22 protein-coding genes and 1 tRNA gene are annotated in these 25,300 nt (G+C 69.7%); 5 read left to right on the forward strand and 18 right to left on the reverse strand.

Annotated features, from left to right (window positions below; translation table 11 throughout):
• Position 1: 1 nt before the first annotated feature.
• The 7 genes from DNK54_RS19295 to DNK54_RS19325 all read right to left on the reverse strand — a co-directional run bounded on the left by DNK54_RS19295 (position 2) and on the right by DNK54_RS19325 (position 6,105).
• Complete coding sequence (locus DNK54_RS19295) at positions 2–190, reverse strand: helix-turn-helix domain-containing protein (protein WP_110208664.1); 189 nt, start codon at positions 188–190, stop codon at positions 2–4.
• Positions 191–411: 221 nt separating this feature from the next.
• Positions 412–488 (reverse strand) — tRNA-Met (locus tag DNK54_RS19300).
• 99 nt (positions 489–587) lie between these two features.
• Positions 588–3,539, reverse strand: a complete 2,952-nt coding sequence (locus DNK54_RS19305; RefSeq protein WP_110208636.1) for a UPF0182 family membrane protein — start codon at positions 3,537–3,539, stop codon at positions 588–590.
• A complete protein-coding gene (locus DNK54_RS19310) occupies positions 3,536–4,126 on the reverse strand; it encodes a PPA1309 family protein (protein WP_239460196.1) in 591 nt (196 codons plus the stop codon). Before DNK54_RS19310 ends, DNK54_RS19305 begins: the two co-directional genes overlap by 4 nt.
• Before the next feature lie 4 nt (positions 4,127–4,130).
• Complete coding sequence (locus DNK54_RS19315) at positions 4,131–5,183, reverse strand: YlbL family protein (protein ID WP_110208637.1); 1,053 nt, start codon at positions 5,181–5,183, stop codon at positions 4,131–4,133.
• A 78-nt stretch (positions 5,184–5,261) separates the two neighbouring features.
• Positions 5,262–5,522, reverse strand: coding sequence for a hypothetical protein (locus DNK54_RS19320; RefSeq protein ID WP_110208638.1), 261 nt, complete (start codon positions 5,520–5,522; stop codon positions 5,262–5,264).
• A 151-nt stretch (positions 5,523–5,673) separates the two neighbouring features.
• Positions 5,674–6,105, reverse strand: a complete 432-nt coding sequence (locus DNK54_RS19325; protein ID WP_110208639.1) for a molybdenum cofactor biosynthesis protein MoaE — start codon at positions 6,103–6,105, stop codon at positions 5,674–5,676.
• Positions 6,106–6,186: 81 nt separating this feature from the next.
• Between DNK54_RS19325 and DNK54_RS19330 the strand changes: the two genes are divergently transcribed.
• Both DNK54_RS19330 and DNK54_RS19335 read left to right on the forward strand, forming a co-directional pair.
• Positions 6,187–7,470 carry a zinc-dependent metalloprotease gene (locus DNK54_RS19330; protein WP_110208640.1) on the forward strand — a complete coding sequence of 428 codons (1,284 nt, stop codon included), beginning with the start codon at positions 6,187–6,189 and terminating at the stop codon, positions 7,468–7,470.
• A complete protein-coding gene (locus tag DNK54_RS19335) occupies positions 7,467–8,045 on the forward strand; it encodes an NUDIX hydrolase (RefSeq protein ID WP_204164708.1) in 579 nt (192 codons plus the stop codon). The genes DNK54_RS19330 and DNK54_RS19335 overlap by 4 nt, the downstream gene beginning before the upstream one ends.
• A 2-nt stretch (positions 8,046–8,047) precedes the next feature.
• On the opposite strand, the gene DNK54_RS19340 is transcribed toward DNK54_RS19335, so the two are convergent.
• The 3 genes from DNK54_RS19340 to DNK54_RS19350 form a co-directional block, all read right to left on the reverse strand.
• Entirely contained in the window at positions 8,048–8,566 is a 519-nt protein-coding gene (locus DNK54_RS19340; protein WP_110208641.1) for a M48 metallopeptidase family protein, read from the reverse strand.
• A gap of 10 nt (positions 8,567–8,576) precedes the next feature.
• Entirely contained in the window at positions 8,577–9,605 is a 1,029-nt protein-coding gene (locus DNK54_RS19345) for a PHP domain-containing protein (protein ID WP_110208642.1), read from the reverse strand.
• Between the two features lie 273 nt (positions 9,606–9,878).
• Complete coding sequence (locus tag DNK54_RS19350; RefSeq protein ID WP_110208643.1) at positions 9,879–10,673, reverse strand: enoyl-CoA hydratase/isomerase family protein; 795 nt, start codon at positions 10,671–10,673, stop codon at positions 9,879–9,881.
• Positions 10,674–10,869: 196 nt separating this feature from the next.
• Here DNK54_RS19350 and DNK54_RS21350 point away from each other — a divergent pair, with 196 nt between their 5' ends.
• The gene (locus DNK54_RS21350) at positions 10,870–11,028 is read left to right on the forward strand and encodes a DUF5679 domain-containing protein (protein ID WP_164483670.1); all 159 of its coding nucleotides are present in this window, start codon (positions 10,870–10,872) and stop codon (positions 11,026–11,028) included.
• 112 nt (positions 11,029–11,140) lie between these two features.
• Positions 11,141–12,064 (forward strand): TOMM precursor leader peptide-binding protein, encoded by a 924-nt coding sequence (locus DNK54_RS19360; protein ID WP_110208645.1) that lies wholly within the window; start codon positions 11,141–11,143, stop codon positions 12,062–12,064.
• 16 nt (positions 12,065–12,080) lie between these two features.
• Here the strand turns inward: DNK54_RS19360 and DNK54_RS21355 are convergent, their stop codons facing one another.
• The 4 genes from DNK54_RS21355 to DNK54_RS19375 all read right to left on the reverse strand — a co-directional run bounded on the left by DNK54_RS21355 (position 12,081) and on the right by DNK54_RS19375 (position 15,424).
• Positions 12,081–12,242, reverse strand: coding sequence for a hypothetical protein (locus tag DNK54_RS21355; protein ID WP_204164709.1), 162 nt, complete (start codon positions 12,240–12,242; stop codon positions 12,081–12,083).
• 137 nt (positions 12,243–12,379) lie between these two features.
• Positions 12,380–12,541, reverse strand: coding sequence for a hypothetical protein (locus DNK54_RS19365; protein WP_239460197.1), 162 nt, complete (start codon positions 12,539–12,541; stop codon positions 12,380–12,382).
• 87 nt (positions 12,542–12,628) lie between these two features.
• On the reverse strand, positions 12,629–12,937 hold the full coding sequence (locus DNK54_RS19370) for a WhiB family transcriptional regulator (RefSeq protein ID WP_110208647.1): 309 nt from the start codon (positions 12,935–12,937) through the stop codon (positions 12,629–12,631).
• 468 nt (positions 12,938–13,405) lie between these two features.
• Positions 13,406–15,424, reverse strand: coding sequence for an ATP-dependent DNA helicase UvrD2 (locus DNK54_RS19375; RefSeq protein WP_110208648.1), 2,019 nt, complete (start codon positions 15,422–15,424; stop codon positions 13,406–13,408).
• A gap of 139 nt (positions 15,425–15,563) precedes the next feature.
• Here DNK54_RS19375 and DNK54_RS19380 point away from each other — a divergent pair, with 139 nt between their 5' ends.
• Positions 15,564–15,809 (forward strand): mycoredoxin, encoded by a 246-nt coding sequence (locus tag DNK54_RS19380; protein WP_275426281.1) that lies wholly within the window; start codon positions 15,564–15,566, stop codon positions 15,807–15,809.
• Between the two features lie 15 nt (positions 15,810–15,824).
• Here the strand turns inward: DNK54_RS19380 and nudC are convergent, their stop codons facing one another.
• The 4 genes from nudC to DNK54_RS19400 are packed head-to-tail and all read right to left on the reverse strand — an operon-like array spanning position 15,825 to position 25,103.
• A complete protein-coding gene (nudC, locus tag DNK54_RS19385) occupies positions 15,825–16,733 on the reverse strand; it encodes an NAD(+) diphosphatase (RefSeq protein ID WP_110208649.1) in 909 nt (302 codons plus the stop codon).
• On the reverse strand, positions 16,730–18,643 hold the full coding sequence (locus tag DNK54_RS19390; RefSeq protein WP_110208668.1) for a M3 family metallopeptidase: 1,914 nt from the start codon (positions 18,641–18,643) through the stop codon (positions 16,730–16,732). The genes nudC and DNK54_RS19390 overlap by 4 nt, the downstream gene beginning before the upstream one ends.
• A 5-nt stretch (positions 18,644–18,648) precedes the next feature.
• Positions 18,649–21,885 carry an ATP-dependent helicase gene (locus DNK54_RS19395; RefSeq protein ID WP_110208650.1) on the reverse strand — a complete coding sequence of 1,079 codons (3,237 nt, stop codon included), beginning with the start codon at positions 21,883–21,885 and terminating at the stop codon, positions 18,649–18,651.
• On the reverse strand, positions 21,882–25,103 hold the full coding sequence (locus tag DNK54_RS19400) for an ATP-dependent helicase (RefSeq protein ID WP_110208651.1): 3,222 nt from the start codon (positions 25,101–25,103) through the stop codon (positions 21,882–21,884). The genes DNK54_RS19395 and DNK54_RS19400 overlap by 4 nt, the downstream gene beginning before the upstream one ends.
• Positions 25,104–25,300: the final 197 nt, after the last annotated feature.

A 25,300-nucleotide genomic window follows, 5' to 3' on the forward strand; every position in this document is an offset into this window, starting at 1 on the left:
GTCACCGCCCGTCGAGCGAGTGTCCTGGTTCTTGCTCGCGCTGGCTCGCCAGCCAGGCGTGAACGTCGCTGACGAAGTAGCGCAGTTGACGCCCCACGTGGACAGCGCACGGACCACGCCCCGACAGACGCCAGTCGTAGAGCGTCCGGACCGGAACGTCGAGATACTCCGACAGCTCTTCGATGCTCATCAGCGGTTCGAGACCACTGATCGTTGTCTCTGAGGTCTTCATACCAGCTAGGTGCGCGGTGGCATCCGCACTTCCCAGCACCAGTCGGGCTGACTCCGTAGTCAGCGTGAGCAACCTCGTCGATGACGGTTCTTGGACCGGGTTTTCGGTCCGTAAGTGGTACCTGGATCAAATCCTCAAATGCTTTCAGGCTCGGAATCCGTAGATTCCGAGCCTGAATTTGGTAGCGGGGGCAGGATTTGAACCTGCGACCTCTGGGTTATGAGCCCAGCGAGCTACCGAGCTGCTCCACCCCGCGTCGGCAAGAAGAACTATACGGGGCTTGGCCCTGTTGCCCAAATCGGGGTCCCGGCGGACGCTGCACGCGCCGCCGAGACCCCGATCACGAGAGTCCGCGCTACTTCTTCTTGGTCGCCAACTCCAGCGCCTTGGAGACCAGGTCCTCGGCCTCCTTGGTGCGGTCGGCGTACCCGCCGAGGTCGCCCTCCTGGAGCGCCTTGTTGGCCGCGGTGAACTTCTCGTCGGCCTGCTCCAGCAGGCTCCGGATCTGCTTGGCGACCGAGCCCTTCAGCGGCTCACCGGTCTCCGGGTTCTCGCCAGTGCTCGGCTCTCCCGCGTCCGGATCGTCGGTGGAAGCCGACTCACCCTCGTCGAGCGAGAGCACGTTGGCCACGGCCTCCGCCACGGTCTCGCCGATCGCGTACTTGCCTCCGAAGGCCACCGTCACGTACTTGAGTACCGGGAAGTTGGCCGAGCTCACGCTCCGCTGCACGGTGTAGATCGGCTGCACGTAGAGCAGCCCCTCCCCGACCGGCAGGGTCAGCAGGTTGCCCTTGATGACCCGCTGGTTGTCGTTCCTGGTGAGCGGCTCGAGCTTCGTCTGGATGACCTCGTTGGTGTTGAACTTGTTGGCCATCTGGCCGGGGCCGTCGACCTGCGACGTACCCGGCAGCTGCAGCACCCGGAAGGTGCCGTAGTCGGCCTGCGACGCGTCGGCATCCACCGAGATGAACGCCGCCAGGTTCTGCTTCTTGTAGGGCACGTAGACCGAGGTCAGGGAGTAGATCGGGTCCGCGCCACCACTCGGCGTCCGCACGCTCAGGCGGTACGGCGGCTGGTAGACGCCCTTGCCGCTCGGGTCCTCGGGCACCTCCCAGCGCGCATTGCCCTCGTAGAAGTCCTTCGCGTCGTCGACGTGGTACGACGCCAGCTGGTAGCGCTGCACCTTGAACATGTCCTCGGGGTAGCGCATGTGCGTCAGCAGGTCCGCGGGGATCTCCGACTTGTCCTTGACGGTGCCGGGGAAGGCCGCACGCCATGCCTTGAGCAGCGGGTCGGACTCGTCCCACGCGTAGAGCGTCACCGAGCCGTCATAGGCATCCACGACGGCCTTCACCGCGTTGCGGATGTAGTTGATCTCGTCGGTCGGCAGCGTCTTGAACTCGTTGCTGGTGCTCAGCGCGTCATCGGTCATCGTCTCGAACGAGTCACGCTGCGCCTGCGGGTACTGGTCGGTGGTGGTGAAGCCGTCGAGGATCCAGACGATCTTGCCGTCGACCACCGCCGGGAACGGGTCCGAGTCCACCGTGAGCCACGGCGCAACCTTCTCCACCATCTGCCGCGGGTTGCGGTCGTAGAGGATCTTGGAGTTCTCGTTGACCCGGTTGGAGAGCACGATGCTGGGCTCGCCGAACTTCCACGCATACATGAGCTGGCGCCAGGTGCTGCCGACGTCGACGCCCGCCTTGCCGTCGTACGTCGTGGTCTTGCTGCTGTCGGTCTCCACGTCGTTGGGCAGGTCGAGCTCGACGTCGCGGTCGGACTCCTTGGCCTTGCCGACGATCGAGTACTCGGGGCTCTTCTCACCGAAGTAGATCTGGCCGCGGTAGCCGTTCGGCGAGAAGATGTTGGTCAGGTCGCCCTCCGGCGGCAGCTTCTGCTCCGCCCAGGCAAGGTTGTCGCTGCCTCCAGCGTCGTTGCCGTCGGCGTCCTGCTGGTTGCCGTAGGCCGCGATGACGCCGTACCCGTGCGTGTAGACGGTGTGCAGGTTCGACCAGTTCTTGCTGCCGTCGGGCAAGCCGTCCTGGTTGAGCTCCCGTACGCCGATGACGACGTCGCGCTGCTGTCCGTTGATCTCGTAGCGACCGACGTCGAGCACGTCCGGCACCGTGTAGTAGCCGGTGACCTGCTGCCGCTGCTCGAAGGTCGCACGCACCACAGCGGGGTCGACGAGGCGGATGCCCGCCGCGTTGCTGACCTCGGCGCGCTGCTCGTCCTTGCTGAGCGCGGTGTCACCGGCGTACTCCTCGATCACCGGATCCTCGATGTCGTACGCCGCCCGGGTGGCATCGATGTTCTTCTGGAGGTACGGCTCCTCCTTGGATGCCTGCGAGGGATCGACCTGGAACTGCTGGACGATCGCAGGCCAGATCATCCCGAGCAGGATCGAGGAGAGCACGAGCAGGCTCAGCCCGACTCCGGGGAGCAGCCAGGTGCGCCGCACCACGTTGGCGAAGAAGAGCACCGCGCAGATGATCGCGATGAACATGAGGATGTTCTTCGCCGGGAGCACCGCATGGTCGTCGGTGTAGCCCATGCCGCTGTGCAGACCGCCGCTGCCGTTGAGCAGGTCGAAGCGGTCGAGCCAGTAGTCGGCGGCTTTCGCGAGCACGAAGAGACCGAGCAGCACCGAGAGCTGGGCCGCGGCCGCGCCGGAGAGCCGGTCACCGCGCGACTGCAGCTTGATCCCACCGAACACGTAGTGCACGAGGGCGGCGGCTATCAGCGAGACCAGCAGCATCGCCATCGTGAAGTCGACGATGAAGTGGTACCAGGGCAGGTCGAAGACGTAGAACCCGATATCCCTCTTGAAGTACGGGTCCTTCGCGCCGAAGTCGCTGCCGTGTCGCCACAGCTGGTAGTCACGCCACTTCCCGGACGCAGTGGTGCCGGCGAAGGCTCCGATCACCAGCGAGATGCCGATCGTCAGCCAGACCCGGATAGGCGTGATCGCCTGCCGGTAGCGATCGAGGTTGATCTGCTCCGGCGAAGCCGGCCGGAAGAGCGGGCGGAACCGGAATGCCAGCACGAGGTTGATCGCGACCACGGCCGCCATCACGAGCCCGAAGATCAGGAACAGCCCGATCCGGGTGCGCAGCAACGTCGAGAACACCGTCTCGTAGCCGACCGAGCCGAACCAGAGTCGTTCGGTGTAGAGCGCGGTGACACCGGTGAACGCCAAGAACAGCGCCACCATGATCGCCAACGTGATCCATAGCGCCCGCGGTCGACGTGGCGGCGGGGCGTTGCGCACCGGGCGCTCCGGCTCGTCGTCAAATAGGTTGCTCATCGACGGGGGTCCTCCTCGGCTTCACCCTCGAGGGTGGCGTGCAACAGTTCCAGCAGTTCAGGCACCAGATCGACGCCGCCGACGACGGACTGGTCGTCGTCGTGGGCGCGCAGACGCAGCGCGCAGTAGCTCGCGCCCTCCCGGGTGGCTCCGGCGATGATCCGGACCTCCTGGCGATCGGGGTGGGCGGCGGCGTACTCCTGCGCGGCGGCGGGTTCGTCAGGAAGCTCGGCATCGGCGCCCGGCGGTAGCACCAGTCGCTCGACGGTGACCACACACCCGATCACCGACTCCGGCCACATCACCGTGGCCAGCAGGTCCTCGACGGCGACGCTGGGGTCGAACTCCTGCTCGACCGGGGTGAAGGACCCCTCGGCACTCGCCTCGTCCAGACCCATCGCGTGGGCGAGGTCGGGCTCGGCAGCCACCAGCGCGGCGGTCGGGACCAGGGCGAAGAGCCGGGACGGACGGTCCCAGCCTTCCTCGGCCACGTGCGTCTCCACCTCGAGTACGGCGGCCGCGAGCGCCGGGTCGAGCGGCTCGCCCTCGTCGTCGGGGAGGTCCATCGGCTGGGTCTCGTCGTACACGTCGTCACTTCCCGCTGCAGGTCGGCAGCTTGGCAGCCTTGTCCTGGGCGAACGCCTCGATCGCCGCCTTGGCGTCCTCGAAGGTGGCCACCTTGGCCAATCGCATGTCGCCGTTGGGCGCGCCGGCCACGTCGGCGCAGTTGTCGGCCGGCACCAGGAAGAGCTGCGCTCCCGCATCCCGGGCGCCGGCGATCTTCTGTTGGATCCCGCCGATCGAGCCGACCTTGCCGTCCGGGTCGATGGTGCCCGTGCCGGCGATGTTGGCGCCACCGGTCAGGGAGCCGGGCGTGAGCGTGTCGTAGATGGCGAGAGAGAACATCAGGCCCGCGCTCGGACCACCGATGTTGGGATCGATGCCGATGCTGACCTCGAAGGGGAAGGCGTAGCTGGTTCCGGGGTAGATGCCGATCACCGCGCGGTCCTCGTCCGGGTCCTTGGCCGGCGTGACCTCGACCGTGCTCTTCTTCGTGCCACGCACGATCTCGATGGGCAGCGGCTTGCCCACCTCGGCCTTCTTGATCGCCGACAGCAGCGTGTCGACGTCATCGATCCGCGTCCCGTCGACCGCCACGATCCGGTCGCCCTCCTTCAGCTTGCCCTCGGCGGGCGAGTCGGGCGTCAGCATGGCCACCCGCACGGCGGTCTTGAGCTTGTAGCCCAGCTCTTGGAGCGCGACGGCGAAGGCGACGTCCTGCGAGGTGGTCATGTCGATGTGCGAGCGGACCTGGTTGTCCTGATTGGTCTCGTTGTCGCGGTAGACGACGTCGTGCGGCTGCACCGACTCGTCGTCGGAGATCCACGCCCGCAACGCGGAGAAGATGCTCACCTTGTCCTCCGCGCGGTCGGAGGCGACGGTGGTCATCCGGAGCTCGCCGCCGTCGTAGTACGTGCGGTGGCCGGTGACCTGGATGATCTCCCGGCCCTGGTTCTCGGCGAGCACGTCGACGGTGATGCCGGGCCGACTGGTGACGTACGGCACCGGCACGAGGGCAGCACCCAGCCAGAGGCCCACCATCAACGGCACCGCGATCACCGTGGCCAGGGTTCGCCGACTCATGACGAAAGCCTCTCATTCCCGGGCAAGCGCACCGGTCGGCACCCGTCCTGCGGATCCGCGGCACCCGCCGAAGGACGCTCAGGCGGTACGCCGCTCCTCGCCGCCACCGCGCGAACGCGACGGTCGCACGGCAACACCGGTGCTGCGGTCCTGCCTGCGCACGGGGCGTGCCGCGGAGCGCTGGAGACCCGCGTGCTGGGCCCGCAGCGCCTTCGCCATCCGTGCGGCCGCCACCTCGGGGTCGACCTCTCCCCGGCCGTCTCTCCCGAGCCAGCCGACCCAGAGCATGGCCAGCACGGTCACCACGACCGAAGGCGCCAGCCACCACAGGATCTCCACGTCTCAAGGGTGCCACTCCCCGGCTCCGCCCGAGGCCATCCCACTGCGGCGAGTCCGCGATCAACCATCACATGCGCGAACTCAACGTGTGATTTGCGCGAACTCAACGTGGGAATCGCGCGAACTCGGCGCGTGGCGCTGGACCGGTCGGTCAGGGGGAGCCGACCCACTCCTGGGTCCCGTCGGTGAAGAGCTGGTGCTTCCAGATCGGCACCTCGGCCTTCAACCGGTCGATGAGCGCACGGGAGGCTTCGAACGAGGCACCCCGATGGGCGGAGCAGGTCGCGACGACTACCGCCGCGTCGCCGATCGCCAGGTTGCCGACACGGTGCACTGCGGCCACCGTGACGCTGTACTCGCCGGCGACAGAGGCGCAGACCTCCTCCAGCTTCGCGACGGCGCTGGGATGCGCGGCGTACTCGAGCCCGGTGACGCCCTGACCGTGGTCGTGATCGCGGACCCGTCCGACGAAGAGCACCAACCCACCCGAGGTCGGGTCGTCAAGCGCGTCGAGCACGACGTCGACGGAGAGCGGAGCGTCGCTGATCGCCGCGAGACGGACACGGGTGTCGGTGGTGGCCATGCCTCGCACCCTACTGCCCGGCGGGCTCGTCCGGACCGCTCCGACGCTGGCCCGGTTGTCGGCAGCGAGTAACTTTGACCTATGGACGACAAGCCGGGCGACCAGCCGGAGAACCCCTTCCGCGGCACCCCCTTCGAGCAGTTCTTCGGAGGCGGCGGGATGCCTGATCTCAACGCGCTGATGCATCAGATGCAGGCGATGATGGCGCCCCACGACGGGGCGGTGAACTGGCAGCTCGCCGGCGACCTGGCCCGCCAGGTGATCGCCCAGGAGAAGGATCCGTCGCCCTCACAACGTGACGCCGACCAGGTCGCCGACGCCGTACGCCTTGCCGACCTGTGGCTCGACGAGGCGACCGAGTTCGACTCCGGTGTGACCAGCACCGCGGCGTGGAGCCGCGCGGAATGGCTGGAGCAGACCAAGGAGCGCTGGCAGATCCTGGTCGAGCCGGTCGCCGAGCACGTCGTCGGCGCTATGGGCCAGGCGATGCCCGAAGAGGCCAAGGCGATGGCCGGCCCGCTCATCGGCATGCTGTCCCAGCTCGGCGGCGCGATGTTCGGTGGCCAGGTGGGCCAGGCGCTGGGCGGCCTCGCGGGCGAGGTGCTGACCGCCTCCGACATCGGGCTTCCTCTCGGTCCCGACGGCCGCGCGGCGCTGGTCCCCGCGAACGTCCGCGCGTTCTCCGATGGTCTCGACGTCGGCTACGACGACGTCCTGCTCCATCTTGCGCTGCGGGAGGCCGCCCACCAGCGGCTCTTCGCCCACGTGCCGTGGCTGCGCGACCACCTGATGTCAGCGGTCGCCGACTACGGGCGCGGGATCAGCATCGACACCGCGGGCATCGAGGAGCAGCTCTCCTCCATCAACCCGATGGACCCCGAAGCGATGCAGGAGGCGCTGGCCGGCGGACTCTTCGAACCGAAGCGGACTCCCGCTCAGGAGGCGGCGCTGCAACGGCTCGAGACAACGCTCGCGCTCGTCGAGGGCTGGGTGGACGAGGTGGTCAACCAGGCAGCAGCCGAGCGGATGCCGACCGCCGCCAAGCTGCAGGAGGCGGTACGCCGCCGCCGTGCCGCGGGCGGTCCGGCGGAGGAGACCTTCTCCGCGCTGGTGGGTCTGGAGCTGCGCCCCCGGCGGCTCCGCGACGCCGCCACCCTCTGGGGCTCGCTGCGCTCACGTCAGGGGGTCGAGGCACGCGACACGGTGTGGCTGCACCCCGACCTGCTGCCCACCGCAGCAGATCTCGACGATCCGCTCGGGTTCCGCGAGGGCCAGGAGCTGCCGGCCGAACTCTCCGAGGCCGACTTCGACGCGGCCCTGCGGGAGCTTCTCGACGGCCAGTCACCCGACGAGGGCACCGCGTGACGCTGCATGCGGACGCCCTGGAGGCCGTCTCCGGCTGGCGCGCGCCCTCGCCCCGCCAGGAGCGCCTGCGTGAGGAGATCGCAGACCACCTCACCCAGCACCACGACGGCGTCTGGCGCTCGTGCTTCCCCGACCACCTGACCGCAGGCACCCTGGTGCTCTCCGATGATGGCGCGCACGTGCTGCTCAACCTGCACGGCAAAGCGAAGCGCTGGTTCGCCTTCGGCGGCCACTGCGAGGAGGGCGACGCGACCCTGGCTGCGGTAGCTCGCCGTGAGGCGATCGAGGAGTCGGGGCTGGCGGCCGAGCTGCTCGACTTCGACCCGGTGCCGGTGCACATGGACATCCATGCCGTCGACTTCTGCGATCAGCGCGGCACGGTGCGGCACCTCGACGTGCGCTTCGTCGCCACGGTGCCCGCGACGGCCGCCCACCAGGCGAGCGACGAGTCGCTCGACGTGCGCTGGTGGCCCCTCGCTGCCCTCCCGGCACTGGGCGAGGAGATGCTGGATCTGATCGAGCACGCCCGCACCCGGGTCACCGGCTCGACTGCCCGCCCGGTCGCCGGCCGCTGAGCTCAGTCAGCGACGGGTCCCGGCTCGTCGCGTGCGGCCGACCAGCCCTCCAGGTAGCCCTTGGCCCGCTCCGCCTTCGGATAGGCATTGACCCAGGCCCAGAACCGCTCGTCGTGACTGGGCTCGAGCAGGTGGGTGACCTCGTGAAGCAGGACGTAGTCGAGCACCCACAGCGGCATCCCCTTCATCCGCGAGGAGATCCGGATACTCCGGTCACCGGGGGTGCACGAGCCCCATCGTGAGTTCTGGTTGTCGACCCAGCGCACCGAGTCCGGCTCGGCAAGGCCGCCCAGGTAGCGGTCGGAGAGATCCATCGCCCGGGCCAGGAGCTCCTCGTCGGGCGGACGTCGCCGCTGCTCCTGGCGCTCCAGGCGCTCCACCATGGTGGTCACCCACTCCTGCTCCGCCTTCTTCGACATCGAGGCGGGGATGAGCACGACGATCTTGTCGCCGTCCCGATGGGCCGAGACCGTACGGCGTCGCCGCGGCGAGCGCCGAACCTCGATCTCGGGGTTGCCCATGCGGGGGACGTTACCCGTTTGCCCAGGCCAGGAGGCGGTCCACGGGCCACGTGTTGACGATCCGCTCGGGCGCTATTCCTGCCAGCTCGGCCCGCTCGCAGCCGTAGTCGAGGAAGTCCAGCTGTCCGGGCGCGTGGGCGTCGCTGTCGATCGAGAAGAGGCAACCGAGATCGCGGGCCATCTCCAGAAGGTGCGTCGGCGGGTCACGGCGCTCGGGCCGGGAGTTGATCTCGACGGCGACGCCCTCGTCTGCGCAGGCCGTGAAGACCGCCTTCGCATCGAAGCGGGACTGCGCCCGCGTGCCGCGGCTGCCGGTCACCAGGCGTCCGGTGCAGTGGCCCAGCACGTTGCTCCGGGGATGACGTACGGCAGCAACCATCCGGCGGGTCATCGCCTCAGGCTCCATCCCCAACTTCGAGTGCACGCTGGCGACCCGGACCTCCAGGCGAGCCAGCATCTCGTCGGTCTGGTCCAGGCTGCCATCGTCGAGGATGTCCACCTCAATCCCCTTCAGCAGCCGGAAGCTGCCGTCGAGGTGCGCGTTGATCGCGTCCACCACATCGAGCTGACGCGCCAAGCGCTCGGCGCTGAGGCCGCGCGCGACCTTCAGGCGTGGGGAGTGGTCGGTCAGCACCTGGTAGTCGTGGCCGAGCTCGATCGCGGTGAAGGCCATCTCCTCGATCGGCGACCCGCCGTCGGACCAGTCGGAGTGCGAGTGCAGGTCGCCGCGCAGGGCCGCTCGGATCGATCGACCGCCGGCGACCAGCGGCCCCGCATGCTTCTGCTCGAGCTCAGCCAGACGCTCCGGCACCTCGCCCTGCGCCGCGGCCGCCACCACCCGCGCAGTCGAGGCGCCGACTCCGGGAAGCTCGGTGAGCGTGCCGGCGTCCACCCGAGCATGGATCTCGTCCTCACCCAGCGGCAGCAGCGCCGCTGCGGCGGTCCGGTAGGCCTTCACCTTGTAGGTGTCCTCCCGGCCGCGCTCAAGCAGGAACGCGATCCGACGCAGCGCAGCGACCGGTCCCAGCGGCTGGCTCATCGCCTACCTCCGTCTTGTCGCCGTCAGTCCTCGTCCACAACCTACGGGGCTCCACCCACAAGGTTCTCCACAGGTTGTGCACAGGCGCCGCCCACCCGGGCGTGAGACGGCGTGTCCGCCCGGCGTTGACCGGCACCGGGTGACGGCCTAGGTTTGCACCAGAAGAGGCCCCCGGTCGCCCGCTTCGGCGGAGCCGTCATCACGCTCGCAAGGGGAAGGCAAGTCGTGGTGGCTGTGACCAGGGGCCTCCTCTGCTACCGCGGCCCCGGACAGTCAGCGCCCGGCGAAGCGCGGCGTACGGCGCTCCTGGGCCGCTGCGATCCCCTCCAGCAGGTCCTCGGTCGCCATCGTCACCGGCTGTGCCACTGCCTCCCAGCGCAGCGCCGCCTCGATGTCGGTGTGCCGGGCCGCCAACCCCTGCTTGGTGAGCTTCGTCGCGATCGGTGCGGTCCCGGCGATCCCCACGGCCGCGGCGATCGCCTCGGCCCGCAACTGGTCGGCGGGCACGACCCGCGAGACCATGCCCATCCGGAGCGCCTCCTCGGCGTCCACAGCGCGACCGGTGAGCAGCAGATCCCGCGCCGCCGCCTCCCCCACCACGTCGGGGAACAGCCAGGACGAAGCCATCCCCGGGTGCAGGCCGAGCTTGACGAACGGCGCGCTCACTCGTGCCGTAGCCGCCATCCAGCGAATGTCGCAGGCCAGTGCCACGCAGAGCCCGGCACCGACCGCAGGCCCGTTGATCGCGGCGAGGGTCGGCACCTCCAGCGTGCGGATGCTGAGCCAGGCACGGTAGAAGGGCAGCATCCGGTCCCGGAGGTGGTCGACGCTCGCGTCCGGCTCGGCTGCGAGCCAGGAGAGGTCTCCTCCGGCACAGAACGCGGATCCCTCACCGGTCACGACAACGGCGCGCAGGTCGCGGTCGGCGCGCAACGCCTCGATCGCCCGCGCCCAGGAAGCGGTCATCTCGTCGGACATGACATTGCGTCGATCGGGGTCGGCCAGGGTCAGCACCGCGACCCCAGGCTCCGGGCGCTCGACGCGCAGGTAGGTGAGTTCGTCGGTCATGACTCAGCAGCGTAGACGGAGGCCCGGAGTGATCGCCGACGCGCCCGAACGGGGTGGCGCCACCGCTGGTTCCCCCGCGTGTCGTAGGGTTTCCGATGGTTCGGTGACCCTTGAGGCGCCGCCGGGCCCCGGCGGGCTTCCCCCACACCCCCGTCGCGACGACCCTATGGATTACGAACACAACGAGGAGGCCGTCATGGCGGAGACCTGGAGCGGTGAGTTCTACTGCGTGAAGTGCAAGGCCAAGCGTGAGGCCACCGGCGAGGTGAAGGTCAACGAGAAGGGCACCCGGATGGCGAAGGCCGTCTGCCCCGAGTGTGGCACCAACCTGAACCGGATCCTGGGCAAGGCCTGAGCCCCCAGAGCTCTCATCACGACGGCGGTCCCTTCGGGGGCCGCCGTCGGGCATTTCCGCGGCTGTGGATACGTGACGCCGGGATGCGCCGTGGTGTGCCAGGGTCGACGCCATGCATCCAGGCACGCATCCGCTGCTGCGTCCGGGGGTCCGCGTATGCCTACGAGACGAAGGACTCCTGCAGGTCGGGCTCGACCCGCGCTGGAGCGTGCGCCTTCCAGACACACCAGCCGTTCGCGCATTGCTTGCCGGGCTCCGTGACGGCGCTGCCGCACCCCGCCTCGCGGACCTTGACCCGCGTACCGCGCGCAGCTATCTCGACCTCCTCGACCACCACCTGGTGATCGACAGCCGCGGCTATCTCGCCGAGGTCGCCCGGACCGAGCAGCCCACGCATCGACGCTTCCTTGCTGCCGACACGGCTGCACACGGCTCGGTAGCGCGACACCTGGCGCGCGGCGAGGTGACGGTCGCCGTGCACGACCGCGGGCTGGGGGCCGAGACCGCGCTCACCCTGCTCGATGCGGCCGGCTTCACGACGATCACCCACCAGGTCTCCGCGTCCTGTGGCCCGGATCCGGAGGAGCTGCCCGACCTGGTGCTGCTCCTCGACCCCGACCCGGGCGACCGGCAGATCACCGACGGACTCCTCGCCCGGGACGTGGCGCACCTCCAGGTCAGCTGCATCGAGGGCGTCGTCCGGCTGGGGCCCTTCGTGGTGCCGGGCAAGACCGGCTGCATACGCTGCGTCGACGCACAGCACGCGGAGTCGGATCCGCGGCGACCACTGCTCGTGGAGCAGTACGCCACCGCGGCGCCGGAGTGGGCGGTCGCCGTACCCCTCGACCTGCTCCAGATCGCCCTCGGTGGCGCGGTGCGCGACATCTCGGCATGGGTCGACGGTGCGCGGCCGACCACCTGGTCGACCGTGCTGGAGGTCGATGCCGAGCTCACCCTGCCGAGACGGCGCTGCCCGCCGCATCCGGACTGCGGCTGCTGCTGGGACCTGCTCTACAGCGGCTGGTCGATGTCATGAGACCGAGCGACCGCTCTCACCACCACGCGGAGTCGAGCTTCCCCTCCATCGCGCGCAGGTGGCGGCGGGAGCACTCGTCGCAGAAGAGCTTCGGACGTCCCGCCTCCCGGGCCGTCGACCAGGTCAGCGGCGGGGTCTCCCCCTCGTAGGTCCGGCCACAGAAGTCGCAGGTCACCATGGCTCCAACCTACGGCCTCGGCACACGTCGGCGCCTGCCCACGACGAGCGGTCCGACCGCCACCTGGCGATCGGACCGCTCGTGATGCGCTTGAACTCCGCTGGAGGAGGCGCAGCCTCCGGCCCTCTGGGCTTGGCCTAGAGGCGAGCCAGGGCAAGGCGCGCCTGATGCGCGGCCTGCTCGGCCCGACGGCTCATCCGACGAGCCAGGGTCGCCTCACGGGCGAGCTTGCGTTGCTGCGCCTCTCCCAGGCGCGCGGACATTTGTACGCGCGCCAGTTCTTCGTTCAGTAGCTCCATGTCATTGCTCCAATTCGCAAGGGTGTTCATCTCGGGTTCTTTCTGTGATGCCGCTGCCGACTACCTCCGACAGCGAGTGTCGACCGCTCAGGCCGCGTTCTTGCGGGGACGGCCCCGCGGCCGCTTGCGTGGGATCACCACGCCTTGCAGGAAGAGCTCGCCTCCCCACACGCCCCAGGGCTCACGGCGCTCCAGCGCTCCAGCCAGGCACAGCGCTTGGACAGGGCAGTCGACGCAGAGTGCCTTGGCCTGCTCCACGTCGTGGGGTGATTCCGCGAAGAAGAGCTCCGGGTCGTTGACCCGGCAGGGAAGCCTCTCCTCTTCGACCCGGTCGGCCACATCGTGCAGCTGGCCCAGGGAGACGTCGGCTGGCTCCAGGAGAACGGTGATGGTCATTAGTTCACCTCCTCGTTGATGACCTGATCGGTGGGTGATGGATCGTCGTGGTCAAACAAAAAGACCGCGGATCCCGGTTCGGGTTCCGCGGCCTGGAGGTCAGCCGATGCGTTGATCAGGTCAACTGGTCGACGGACTCCAGACAAGGGTCCCCGGGGCGCGCTTGGCAGCCACTGCGGCAAGGCCACGCGTGCGGGCCTGCTCGCCATCAGCGATCCAAGCCGCAGAGGTGGCGTGTGTGGGCATGCCGAAGCACGGCGCGAAAGCTGCCGTCGCGAAGTTCGGAATCTTCACCATGGTTGCCACCTCCTCCGGGTGTATCTGGCGCAGGTCCTGCCAAGACCTCGGTGCGCGTGTTGATCGGTACGGTCACGTTACTGGGCGTCGCTTGAAGCCCGCAAATTCTTTTTCGAGTTTTTTCAAGAAATTTCTTCAGGCCCGCTCCCGCAGCGCCGGAGGAGCTCTTGTTCAGCCGCTGACCAGCTCCAGCACCTCCGCGCCGTATGCCTCGAGCTTGCTCGGTCCGACACCCGACACCTTGAGCAACTGGGCATGCGTCGACGGTCGCGCCTCCGCGATCGCCTCCAACGTCTTGTCGGTGAAGACGACGTATGCCGGCACGGAGTCATCGTCGGCGCGCTGCTTGCGCCACTGCCTGAGCCTCTCGAACAGTTCCTCGTCGTAGGTGGTGGGACAGTCACTGCAGCGTCCGACCTTGCGCTCCGCGGCGGTGCCCAACGGACGTCCGCAGGTGCGGCACATCGCGGCCTTCACCGGACGCCGGGAGACGCGCTGCCCTGCTCCCGAGTCCGGCCGGAGCCCGTCGAGGAAGCGGGACGGCTTGCGGGTGCCCCGCCCACCCGGGTTGCGGGAGCGGCTCCACGAGACGACCAGATGCAGCCGGGCCCGGGTGATCCCCACGTAGAGCAGGCGACGCTCCTCCTCGACCTCGGCAGGCCCTTCGGCGAAGCTGATCGGGAGTGTGCCCTCCTGCACACCGGTGACGAAGACGGCGTCCCACTCCAGGCCCTTGGCGGTGTGCAGCGTCGCCAAGGTCACCCCGTCGGCGACCGGGGCGTGCTGCTCGGCAGCGCGTCGGTCGAGGTCGGCCACGAAGCCGGGGAGGTCGCCGCCGGCCTCGTGGAACGACTCCGCAAGCGACAGCAGTGCCTGATAGGACTCCCAGCGATCCCGTACGGCGCCCCGGGCGGTCGGCGGCTCCGGGCTCCAGCCACGCCCGGCGAGAGTGGCCCGGACGGAGTCGACAAGCGCCTCGTCGCCACCGGCGCGGGCGGTGCCGCGGATCAGCGTGATCGCCTCACGCACCTCCGGCCGTTCGAAGAAGCGATGAGCGCCACGCACGACATAGGGGATTCCCCGCGCGCTGAGCGCCTCCTCGTAGACCTCGGACTGGGCGTTGATGCGGAAGAGCACCGCGATCTCGGTCAAGGGCACACCGCTGTCTCGCAAGCGCAGGATCTCGGCGGCGGTCGCCTCCGCCTCCTCCACCTCATCGGGATGCTCGACCCAGGTGACCCCGGGGCCGGGCGGTCGCTGGGCCACGAGGTCGACCCCGTGGGACGGCGTACCGCGCAGCAGGGTGTTGGCGGCACCGACCACCTCCGGGGTGGAGCGGTAGTTGCGGACCAGCTCGACGGAGGTGGTACCGGCGAACTTCCGGGGGAAGTGGCGCAGGTGGTCGGCGTCGGCACCGGCGAAGCTGTAGATCGTCTGCGCGGGGTCGCCGACGACACAGATCTCGTCGCGACCGCCCAACCACAGGTCGAGCAGGGTGATCTGGAGCGGTGACACGTCTTGGAACTCGTCGACAGTGAAGAAGCGGTACTGCCGTCGCACCTCGGCCGAGACCCGCTCGTCGTCGGCGAGCATGGCCGCCGTCAGGAGCAGCACGTCTTCCATGTCCATGCGGTCGTCGAGCCGCTTGGCCTCCTCGTAGCCGGCAAAGACCCGGGAGACCTCGTCGGCCGAGAGCCCGGTGACCTGACGCCCGGAACGCGCGGCGAGGGCGGCGTACTGCTCGGGCCGGACGTTGCTGACCTTGGCCCACTCGATCTCCGAGGCGAGGTCACGCAGCTGACCGGTCTCCGCCTGGATCCGGAGCCGCGAGGCACTGCGGGCGACCAGGCCGAGCTTGGACTCGGTCAGCGTCGGCAGGTCGCGGTTGTGGATGCGTGGCCAGAACCAGCGGAGCTGGCGCAGGGCCGCCGAGTGGAAGGTACGAGCCTGGACGCCGGGGGCGCCCAGGCCGCGGAGCCTGGTGCGCATCTCACCCGCGGCCCGAGCCGTGAACGTCACGGCCAGCACCTCGGTGGGCGCGTAGACGCCGGTCGCCACGCCATGGGCGATCCGATGCGTGATCGCCCGCGTCTTGCCGGTGCCCGCCCCCGCCAGCACGCGCACCGGCCCACGCAGCGCCTCGGCGACCGCCCGCTGCTCGGGGTCGAGCGCCTGCAGCAGGTCGGTCATCGTGGCGTCTCCTCAGCGGTCGTTACGTGCACCCTCACCCTAGGACCCAGGCCCGACACCCCGGTCCGCGTGCTGGGAACATAACCGGCGCCCAGGACGTTGCCCAGGCGACCACCCGAGAACCGGAGGCGAGAACGTCGTGACCAGTCTGACCATGTATTCCACCCCGTGGTGCGGCTACTGCCACCGCTTGAAGGGCCAGCTCGACCGGGAGGGCATCACCTACGAAGTGGTCGACATCGAGCAGGTACCCGAGGCCGCCGCCATCGTGGAGCAGGTCAACGGCGGCAACCAGACGGTGCCGACGCTCGTCTACGCCGACGGCACCGCGCAGACCAACCCGAGCCTGGCCGACGTCAAGGCGAAGCTCGCCGCCCTGGCCTGAGCCCGGCCGCCCGCGTCACCAGGCGCCGGGGAGCGCGCCTCCGTACCAGCTCTCGATCAACGAGCGTGAGATGGAGACGCCCCCAGGCAGGACCAGCGTGCCCGCCTCGGCCTGGTCACGCATCTGGTCGCGAGTGAGCCACCTGGCGTCCTCGATCTCGGCGCCATCGACGTCGATGTGGGCGTCGGTGGCTCGACCGAAGAAGCCGAGCATGAGGCTCGCCGGCAGTGGCCATGGCTGACTGTCGAAGTAGCTGACCTCGCCGACGCGGACCCCGGTCTCCTCCCAGACCTCACGCCGCACCGCGTCCTCCATCCGCTCCCCCGGCTCCACGAAGCCGGCGAGCGTGGAGAAGCGACCGGGAGGCCAGTTAGCGTTGCGACCCAGCAGACACCGCTCCTCGGGAGCCCCGGGATCCCCGTCGGTGATGAGCATGATCACTGCAGGGTCGGTCCGCGGGAACTGCTCGCGACCGCACGAGGTGCAGGCCAGCACATGACCGGCCTGACGGGCTGTCAGAGGGGCGCCGCAGCGCGGACAGCACCGAGTCGCCCAGTGCCACTCCGCAAGCCCGATCGCGTGCATGACCAGCGGTGCGTGCTCCGCGTCGAGCGCGCCCAGGGCCGAGCGCAGCATGAGCCACTCCTCGCGCGGCCCCGGCGCCCGGCTCGGGTCCACGAAGGAGGCGAAGTACGTGATCCCGTCGTGCTCGCCGAGAAGCACCCGGAGGCCCTCGGGCGCCGCACCGGGCTCCGTCCACACCAGTCGACCGTCGACCGGCCGGACCCTCGTGCCAGCGACGGTGAGCACCCGAGTGGCGGGATCTGCCCAGCAGGCGTCGATCCACGCGTCGTCGGTGCGATGCGCGCCATGTCGGTCGTGCGGGTTCGCCGAGAGCGCGACGTGCGGCAGCTCGCGAGTCATCGGACCTCCTCCGGTGCGCGATCGAGCCAGGCCTTGAAGGCGCTCGAGTCATAGGGACGGCCGAGGAAGTCGGCAACCAGCTCGGCGGCGTCCTTGCTGCCCCCGGGCGCCAGGATCGTCTCTCGGTACCTTGTGGCGACCTCCGGAGCGAACAGGTCGCCCGTGTCGAAGGCCGAGAACAGGTCCTTGGCGATGACCAGGCTCCACTTGTAGGTGTAGTAACCCGAGCTGTATCCGTCGAGGTGCCCGAAGCTGGCGTGGAAGTGCGTGTCGGGAAGCGGCTCGATCGGGTTGTACTGCGCATGCAGCTCCGCCACCCGTGCCGTGATGTCGTCGGGCCGCTCAAGGTGCAGTCGATAGGAGACGGCGGCGTAGAAGGTCTGCGTCCGCGCCCGCACGCCCTTGCCGAACTCCTCCGCGGCACGCATCCGGCGTACCAGATCGACCGGGATCGGCGTGCCGTCCGCGTCGACGGCGAAGCTCCGGAGCACCTCAGCGTCCCAGGCCCACTCCTCCAGCATCTGGCTGGGCGCCTCCACGAAGTCCCACTCGGTCGCGACACCGGAGAAGCGCACCCAGTCGTGTCGCCCGGCGAGCATGTGGTGGACCAGGTGCCCGAACTCGTGGAACAGGGTCACGACGTCGTCGTGCTCCATCAGGGCCCGAGGGAAGTTGCAGACCAGCACGCCCTCGGCCAGTTGCACCCCGGCGACGCCCGGCACCAGGTCGAACTGGGCCGCGTGGCTGTACTTGCCCTCGCGTGGGTGCAGGTCGAGATGGATCCTGCCCAACGTCTCGCCCGCCAGCGCCACGTCGTACGACGTCACGTCGGGGTGCCACGTGGGCGCGTCTTCGACCGGAGTCCAGGTCAGCCCGAAGAGTCTCCCGGTGACGTCGAGCAGCCCCTGCCGGACCCTGCCGAAGTCGAAGTACCGGCGTACCTCCTGGGCATCCACGCCGAACCGCTCACGGGCGACCACCTCGCCCCAGTAGCGCGAGGAGGCGACGTCGATCCCGATGAGCGCGGGGTCGTCTCTCCGCGCCCTCTCGACCAGGACGGCGAGGTCACGCTCGGCGGAGGCGGCAGCATCTGCGGCGACCTGGTCGATGAACGCGCCGATCGCGGGACCGTCGCCGATCATCTTGACCTCGGCATCGAAGCTCGGCCAGTCCGCGTAGCCCAGCAGCCGGGCGTGCTCGTGCCGAACCCGGAGCAGCTCGCGGAGCACCTCGTCGTTGCCGGGCCAGCCGCGGTTGAGGAACGCGTGCGAGACCGCCGCTCGGGCCGCTGCGTCGTGTGCGTAGGTCAGGAACGGCACGACGTCGGGGTAGTCGGTGGTGAGGGTGACAGCGCCCTCGGCATCGGCCGGACGGTCGGCGATCCAGTCCGCCGGAAGTCCGGCGACAGCTGCCACCGGCACGGTGACGGTGCGAGCGTCCTCACGGATGCCGCGACCGAACGCCAGGCCGAGCTCGACCTCCCTGGCCTGGAGCTCGGCAAGGCGCGCGCGGGTCGAGGCGTCACGGTCGACGCCGGCCCGGCGGAAGTCACGCAGAGTCAGCTCGAGCAGGCGTCGGGCAGCCTCGTCCAACCCTTCGGGTGGTACCGCGGCCAGTCGGGCGAAGACCTCGGCATCGAGCATCAGCTCCGTGCGGAACGCGCTGGCCTCGACCTCGATCGCCTCCGCCTCCGCTCGCACCTCGGCATCCGGATGCACCTGCGCGAGGAGCGAGGTCACGGCGAAGACGCCCGCCAGGTGGATCTGAAGCTCGTTCCAGGTGGCCAGGGCGGTCGTGTCGTCGGCGGCAAGCTGCTGGCGCAGCTCCGCTGCCTGATCGAGCCCGGTACGGCAACGCTGTGCCAGCCAGGTCGACCAGTCCGTCGTGGGCAGGGCAAGCGGAGTCAGCATGTCGGTCACCGGTTCAGGCTAGAGGAGGAGCCTGAACCTCCGACCACGAGTGTCTCCAGCTCCGCACGACCCGGCAGCTGCTCGGTCACGTCCGCGGTACGGCCGCTGCGCACGTAGTGGAACGCCGCCCGCACCGACTCCAGCGGCACCTGGTGCAGCTCGGCCCAGGCAAGCCGGTAGAGGGCCAGCTGCAGCAGGTCCGACTCCTCGCGTCGTCCGGTCTTCCAGTCGACCACGAGGTAGCCGCCCTCAGGCTCGGCGTAGACCGCGTCGATCCGGCCGCGGACCACCTGACCCGCCAGCACGAGCGCGAAGGGGGCCTCTGTCGCCAGCGGCTGCCGCTCGGCGAACGGTCCGCGCTCGAACGCTTCGGTCACCCGACGCAGATCTGCGTCGTCGTCGATCCCCCGATCCGCCTGCCCGGGAAGATCGTCTGGGTCGAGGAGATTCTGTTGGCCGACGCGTGCTTCGACCCAGGCATGGAACCGGGTGCCGAAGCTTGCGGAGTCCGACGGTGGGCGCGGCATCGGCCGAGCGAGGTCGCGGGCGAACTCCTCGGGATCGTCGCGCAGGCGTCGCAGGCTGGTAGCCGAGAGACTGGAGGGCAGGGGCACCACCACCTCGGCCCGCCGGCCTCGGCGAGCCTCAGCGAGCAGGCGGTCGAGCTCCGCATCCCACTCAGCCACCAACGCCGCCTCCACCATGTCGAGGTCGTCTGGCGCGTCGGCGTCCGCGTCGCGGACCCGCTCCGCCGCCTCCAGTCGGCGGAGCGCCTCGGCGGTGTGCTCGGTGACCGGCCATGGCACCGGCACCGCCGCCTCCTGCAGCGGGTTGGGAGCCTCTTTGTCGGGCTTCTCCAACCAGGCTTCGGGGGCCTCTCCCCACTCGGCCAGCAGATCGGCGATGGTCTGCTGGAACGGCGACGGTCCGAGTGGACTCTTGCGCCCCTCCGTCCACAGCCAGGAAGAGACGACGAGCTCGTGCCGGGCCCGGGTGAAGGCAACATAGCCGAGTCTGAGCTCTTCGAGCGCGTCGTGCTGCCGCGACTCCTCCCGCAGCTGCACGAGGTGCTCCTTCTCGTGTCCGCCGAGTGCCGGAAGGTCGCGGGCATCGCCGCGCAACGGCGTGGGAAGCACTCCCGGCGCCGAGATCCACAGGCTGCGCCCCCGCGTGTTGGGGAACTTCTCCTCGCACACGCCGAGGCAGAAGACCACGTCCCACTCCAGCCCCTTGGAGCGGTGCACCGTCAGCAGCTTCACCGAGTCGGCCTCCGTGGGCGTCGCCACGTCAAGGCCGTTGCCGAGCTCGTCCTCGGCCTGCAGATAGGCGAGCAACGCTGCCAGAGAGACATCACCGTCGACTGCCCGGAAGTCCGCAACGGCCTTGACGAAGAGGTCGAGGTTGTCGCGCCGCGCCGAAGCCGCCGGGCTGGTCGAGGAGGCCAGCTCCACGTCGATCCCGCACGCGTCGATGATCCGGCGCACCAGGTCGAGCAACGGTTCGCCGGTGTGACTCCGCAGCCACCGCAGCTCTCCCGCGAGGAGGGCGAACCGGGTCCGCGCCGCCGAGGAGTACGGGTGCTCGCCCGGGTCCTCGAGCGCATCGCACAGCGACCGCACCTCGGTCGGGTCAGCACCGCCGACCGCGGTGTCGAGCTGCTCGGCGAGCGTCTGCGTGGAGCTCCGTCCCTGGGGCTCACCGGCCAGCTCCTTGGCGCGCTTGCCCAACAACGCGAGATCGCGAGGGCCGATCGCCCAGCGTGGCCCGGTGAGCAGCGTCAGCAGTGCCGCGTTGGCGGTCAGGTCATGCATCAGTGTCAAGGTCGCCACGACCTCGGCGACCTCGGGAAGCCGTAGCAGGCCGGCGAGGCCGACGATCTCCACAGGGATCTCACGCGCGGAGAGCGCGTCGAAGACCTCGGCAGCATGAGCGTTGTCGCGTACCAGCACACCGATCTCGCGCCAGACCGCCTCGCCCGGACGCTCATCGGTGAGTCGCTGATGTGCGGTGAGCACCTGGTCGGGAAGCCAGGCCAGCTCGGCCGGGTGGCTCTCGTGCACCAGCACCCGCACCGTCCCCTCCGGTACGCCGGCAGGCGCCTCCAGCGGACGGACCTGGGGGAACCGGGTGAGCAGAGGGGCGGCGAGCCGATTGGCGACCGCGAGGATGCGGCGGTCGGAGCGGCGATTCACCGTCAGCGGGAAGACCGGGACCTCCACACCGCCGTCGGCCCGGGGGAAGTCGGCTCCGAAGCCCAGGATGTTGGAGACGGAGGCTCCTCGCCATCCGTAGATCGCCTGGTTGGGATCGCCTACCGCCGTCACCGCGTGGCCCCGGCCGTGCTCGGCATCCGGGCCGGAGAAGAGTCTGCGCAGCATCAGGGCCTGGGCCACGGAGGTGTCCTGGTACTCGTCGAGCAGGACGATCCGGAAGCGCCCCCGTTCGTGCTCCCCTACCGTCGGATGGAGGTCCGCCAGGCGCGCCGCCAGCGCGATCTGGTCGGAGAAGTCCATCAGGCCCAGCTCTGCCTTCAGCGCCCGATAGGTGCCGACCAGCCCGATGAGCTCGTCGCGGCGCTCGAGGGCGCTCAAGGCAGCCTTGATCTCGCTCTTGGCGCGCGCCTCCGTCAACGCGGCAGTGAAGGCACGGTGCTCCCGCTCCTGCAGGTCGAGGAGCGCCTGTGGATCGACGAGGTGCTCGCTCATCGCGCCCTCCAGCGCGAGGATGTAGTTGACGACCGTCTCGGGGTGGTCGCTGAGCTGCTCGATCGGCAACCGGTGTCGCTGGACGGCTCGCACTGCGAGCTGGTAGCGCGATCCATCGGCCATCACCCGGGTGTCGGGCTCATGGCCAATCAGCAGGCCGTGGTCGGTGAGCAGGGCGGCCGCGTAGGCGTTGTAGGTCGCCACGGTGGGCTCCATGAGCTCGACATCACCGGACTCGCGCGGTCCCGCCAACGCGCCCGCGACCTCCAGGGCGCCCCGGATCCGGCCGCGAAGCTCGCTGGCCGCCTTGGTGGTGAAGGTCAGCCCGAGGACCTGATCGGGCGACACCTCACCGTTGACGACCAGGTAGACCACCCGAGCCGCCATCAACGCGGTCTTTCCGGAGCCCGCCCCGGCGATGACGACGGCCGGCTCCAGCGGCGCGCTGATGGCTGCCCACTGCTGGTCGCTCACCATGAAGTCGGTCTGCATCACCCGCTGCAGGTCGGCGGGACTCTGGATCACTCGGTGGGTCATGAGAGGACCGTCCCTGCCTGCTGGGTGGGGCACAGTGCGGCGAAGGCACAGAACTGGCAGTGGTCGCCCTTCACCGCCCAGAAGGTCTCGCCCCGGAGCGCACGTGCTGCCGTCATCAGCTGCTCCTCCACCGGGTGCCTCCCCTCGTCGTCCGGCACCGGCGGCTCCTGCCGCTGCACCGCCACCTTGCCCCGTGACTCCAGCCGTAGGTGCACCAGCTCCGCTCCCCCGGGCTCGGCCGTCTCGCCCGGCACGAGCTGATCGAGCGCCCCCTGGCTGACGGCGTACTGGTAGAGCGCCAGCTGGGGATGCTGCCGCACCTGCTCCGCGGTCGGCTTGGCCTTGCCTGTCTTGAGGTCGACCACGACCACCCGACCGGCCTCGTCGAGCTCGAGGCGGTCCAGGAAGCCCCAGAGCACCGCGCGTTCGCCGTCGGGAAGCTCCACCTCGACCCGCAGCTCCTGCTCGGTTGCCACCAACGTGCGGGCGCCGGGGGCCGTGTGCCAGGCAAGGAAGCGGGCCAACGCAGCTTCGACCGCGGAGCGCTCCCGGCTCGCGGTCCAGGGCGTCCGGAACTGCATCTGGCCCCACACCTGGTCGACCAAGCCCATCAGGGTGCCGAGTGCATCACTCGACGCGTCGAGCTCGCCGCTGCCGATCCGCTCCGCGATGGCGTGGACGACCAGGCCGAAACCCTGTGCCCCGGTGGCGGGCGTGGCGCCACCAGCCTCACGCTCGAGGAACCACTGTGCTGGACAGGTCAGCAGCGAAGAGACGGCGCTCGCAGAGAGCAGCAACGGCTCGTCATCGGGCCGGACCGGGGTGTCATTGGTCGTGAAGTCACGAGTCCCCCACCAGGTCGCCGGGTCGGCACTCGGGACCAAGGGCAGACTGCCCACCCGTTGCCGGGCAAGCCGGGCGAGTCGCCGAGCGGCCGCATCACGCAACCCGGGCGTCGAGGCCGGGTCCGCGACCGTCCGACGCAGCTCCGCCACCAGCCCGGAGAGGGAGAGCGGGCGCGCGGGCCGGCCGCTGCGGTGGACGATCTCCTGTCCGAGCTCGGTCACGAACCGCGAGGGCTGCTCCCCGTCGTCTTCGGGGGAACGGACCGCCGTGACGACCAGGCGCGTTCGTGCGCGGGTGCAGGCGACGTAGAAGAGCCGGCGCTCCTCCGCCAACAGTGCGGCCGTCGAGACCGGTGGCTCGAGCCCATGGGTGCCGATCCGGTCTGGCTGCAGCAGCGAACCACGACGGCGCAGGTCCGGCCAGAGCTCCTCCTGCACATGCGCAACGACGACCAGGTCCCACTCCAGGCCCTTCGCCCGGTGGGCGGTCATCAGGCGTACGGCGTCCCCCCGGATCCCGCGCTCCGCCAACGTGTCGGCCGGAATCTCCTGCGCCGCCATGGTGGCAAGGAAGGACTCCACCGAGGTGTGGGCGCGCTGCCCCTCCGTCTTGGCTGCGGTGTCGAAGAGGGCGCAGAGTGCGTCGAGGTCGCGGTGAGCAAGCCGTGCACCAGGCCCCTCGCCCTCCGCGGAGGCACGGAGTCGCTGTGGCCAGGAGGTGCCCGTCCAGAGCTGCCACAGCAGGGCCTCGGCAGTGTCACCGGCTTCGAACCGGGCGCGCACCCTGTGCAGAAGAGCCACGAACGACGAGGCCTTCTCGACGACCGCACCCTCGGCTCCCTCGAGGAACCCCGGCTCGACGACCGCCGAGCGCAGCAACTCCGGAGAGGACGCGGGCGGCCGCGCCTCCTCCACGGCGCGGGCACGATCGCGGGAGCGGAGCGAACGCGCCAGCACGCGAAGGTCCGCGGCGTCCAGACCGCCCAACGGCGAGGTCAACAGCTGCTCCGCCCGGGTGGCGTCCACGGACTGCGGCTCCGTCGGAGCGTCCCGCAGGTGAATCACGGCATCCAGGGCGCCGAGCAGCGGCTGCACCGCGGGCTCGCGCACCAGAGACGTCTCGTCGCCGGCAACCTCGACCGGCACTCCGTGTCCGCCCAGCGCACGTCGTAGCCCCGGCAGCGTCGCTCGGCCGGATCGGACCAGCACCGCCATCCTGGACCAGGGCACTCCGTCCTCGAGATGCGCGCGGCGCAGCAGGTCGGCAAGGTGCTCGGCCTCGGCCCGCTCGGACTCATAGGTGAGCACCTCGACACGCCCGCGCGGCGCGCCCACGTCGGCGACCGGTGCCAGGAAAGCCTCGCGCGCCCCCTCGGGCAGGCTGCCGCTCAGCGGCAGTCGCCGCGTGATCTCTCCGGCCGCGCGCAGGAGACGTGCGCCGAATCGACGGGTCGTCGTCAGGGCGACGACCTCGGCCGGCTCTCCCCGGCGAGAACGGAAGGCCTCGGGAAACTGCAGGATGCCGCGCACGTCGGCCCCGCGGAACCCGTAGATCGACTGGTGCGGGTCACCGACGACCACCAGCTCGGCCCCATCGCCAGCGATCGCTTGGAGAAGTGCCACCTGCGCCGGGTCGGTGTCCTGGTACTCGTCGACGAAGACGTAGCGGAACTGCTGCCGCAGCTCCTCCCGATGTCGTTCGGCGACGACCACGGCACGCCGCATCAGGTCGGCGTAGTCGAGTGCGCCCAGACCGTCGAGCACGTCGAGGTACTGACCGAGGAAGACGCCCCCCGCTCGGAACTCCGCCACGCCGGCAGCTGCCCCGAGCTCCTCGAGATCGTGCGCCTCGAGCCCCTTCTCGCGCGCCCGAGCCAGCAGGTCGTGGACCTCCTTCGCGAATCCACGGGTACGCCGGGCCGCGGCCAGGCGATCGGGCCAGGCGACCGACTCCGGCGACTCCTGAAGGAGCTCCGCCAGCACGACATCCTGCTCCGCGGCCGAGAGCAGCCGCAAGGGCGCAGCGTAGAGCTCTGGCGGCTGGAAGCGTCTGATCAGGCCATAGGCGAACGAATGGAACGTCGAAGCCATCGCCGCCGCGGTCGTACGCCCGAGCCGAGCCGTCACCCGATCGCGAAGCTGCTCGGCCGCCTTCCGGGAGAAGGTCAGTGCCAGCACCTCTCCCGGGTCAACACCGCGCTCCTCGATGCGCTCCACGATCGCCTCGACAAGCGTCGTGGTCTTGCCCGTCCCGGGGCCGGCCAGCACGAGCATCGGACCGCCGACATGATCGACCACCGCACGCTGCGCGTCATCCAGCGACGGCGCGGGGGGCGGCACCGTGGGTGTTGCGAGGCGATGGGTGGTCTGCATGACGACAGTCCACCATCACCCTCCGACACGACCGCGGCGGGGCCGCCTACGAGCCCGGCGCAAACGGTCGCAAATGCAGTGTGGGCCACCCCCCGAGAGTTGAATCTCTGGGGATGACCCACACCTAAAGTAAGTCCGGCGACGTCCTACTCTCCCACAACCTCGCGATTGCAGTACCATCGGCGCTGTCAGGCTTA

The sequence above is a fragment of the Nocardioides daejeonensis genome (assembly GCF_003194585.1).
GTDB classification, from domain to species: domain Bacteria; phylum Actinomycetota; class Actinomycetes; order Propionibacteriales; family Nocardioidaceae; genus Nocardioides; species Nocardioides daejeonensis.

What these genes read in the sequence shown, in the direction of transcription:
- DNK54_RS19305 (WP_110208636.1), bottom strand. Translation starts at nt 3,539, where the DNA reads ATGAGCAACCTATTTGACGACGAGCCGGAGCGCCCGGTGCGCAACGCC.
- DNK54_RS19395 (WP_110208650.1), bottom strand. Translation starts at nt 21,885, where the DNA reads ATGACCCACCGAGTGATCCAGAGTCCCGCCGACCTGCAGCGGGTGATG.
- DNK54_RS21350 (WP_164483670.1), top strand. Translation starts at nt 10,870, where the DNA reads ATGGCGGAGACCTGGAGCGGTGAGTTCTACTGCGTGAAGTGCAAGGCC.
- DNK54_RS19375 (WP_110208648.1), bottom strand. Translation starts at nt 15,424, where the DNA reads ATGACCGACCTGCTGCAGGCGCTCGACCCCGAGCAGCGGGCGGTCGCC.
- DNK54_RS19390 (WP_110208668.1), bottom strand. Translation starts at nt 18,643, where the DNA reads ATGCTGACTCCGCTTGCCCTGCCCACGACGGACTGGTCGACCTGGCTG.
- DNK54_RS19400 (WP_110208651.1), bottom strand. Translation starts at nt 25,103, where the DNA reads ATGCAGACCACCCATCGCCTCGCAACACCCACGGTGCCGCCCCCCGCG.
- DNK54_RS19350 (WP_110208643.1), bottom strand. Translation starts at nt 10,673, where the DNA reads ATGACCGACGAACTCACCTACCTGCGCGTCGAGCGCCCGGAGCCTGGG.
- DNK54_RS19365 (WP_239460197.1), bottom strand. Translation starts at nt 12,541, where the DNA reads ATGGAGCTACTGAACGAAGAACTGGCGCGCGTACAAATGTCCGCGCGC.
- DNK54_RS19325 (WP_110208639.1), bottom strand. Translation starts at nt 6,105, where the DNA reads ATGGCCACCACCGACACCCGTGTCCGTCTCGCGGCGATCAGCGACGCT.
- DNK54_RS19295 (WP_110208664.1), bottom strand. Translation starts at nt 190, where the DNA reads ATGAGCATCGAAGAGCTGTCGGAGTATCTCGACGTTCCGGTCCGGACG.
- nudC (WP_110208649.1), bottom strand. Translation starts at nt 16,733, where the DNA reads ATGACTCGCGAGCTGCCGCACGTCGCGCTCTCGGCGAACCCGCACGAC.
- DNK54_RS21355 (WP_204164709.1), bottom strand. Translation starts at nt 12,242, where the DNA reads ATGGTGACCTGCGACTTCTGTGGCCGGACCTACGAGGGGGAGACCCCG.
- DNK54_RS19370 (WP_110208647.1), bottom strand. Translation starts at nt 12,937, where the DNA reads ATGACCATCACCGTTCTCCTGGAGCCAGCCGACGTCTCCCTGGGCCAG.
- DNK54_RS19330 (WP_110208640.1), top strand. Translation starts at nt 6,187, where the DNA reads ATGGACGACAAGCCGGGCGACCAGCCGGAGAACCCCTTCCGCGGCACC.
- DNK54_RS19340 (WP_110208641.1), bottom strand. Translation starts at nt 8,566, where the DNA reads ATGGGCAACCCCGAGATCGAGGTTCGGCGCTCGCCGCGGCGACGCCGT.
- DNK54_RS19315 (WP_110208637.1), bottom strand. Translation starts at nt 5,183, where the DNA reads ATGAGTCGGCGAACCCTGGCCACGGTGATCGCGGTGCCGTTGATGGTG.
- DNK54_RS19345 (WP_110208642.1), bottom strand. Translation starts at nt 9,605, where the DNA reads ATGAGCCAGCCGCTGGGACCGGTCGCTGCGCTGCGTCGGATCGCGTTC.
- DNK54_RS19360 (WP_110208645.1), top strand. Translation starts at nt 11,141, where the DNA reads ATGCATCCAGGCACGCATCCGCTGCTGCGTCCGGGGGTCCGCGTATGC.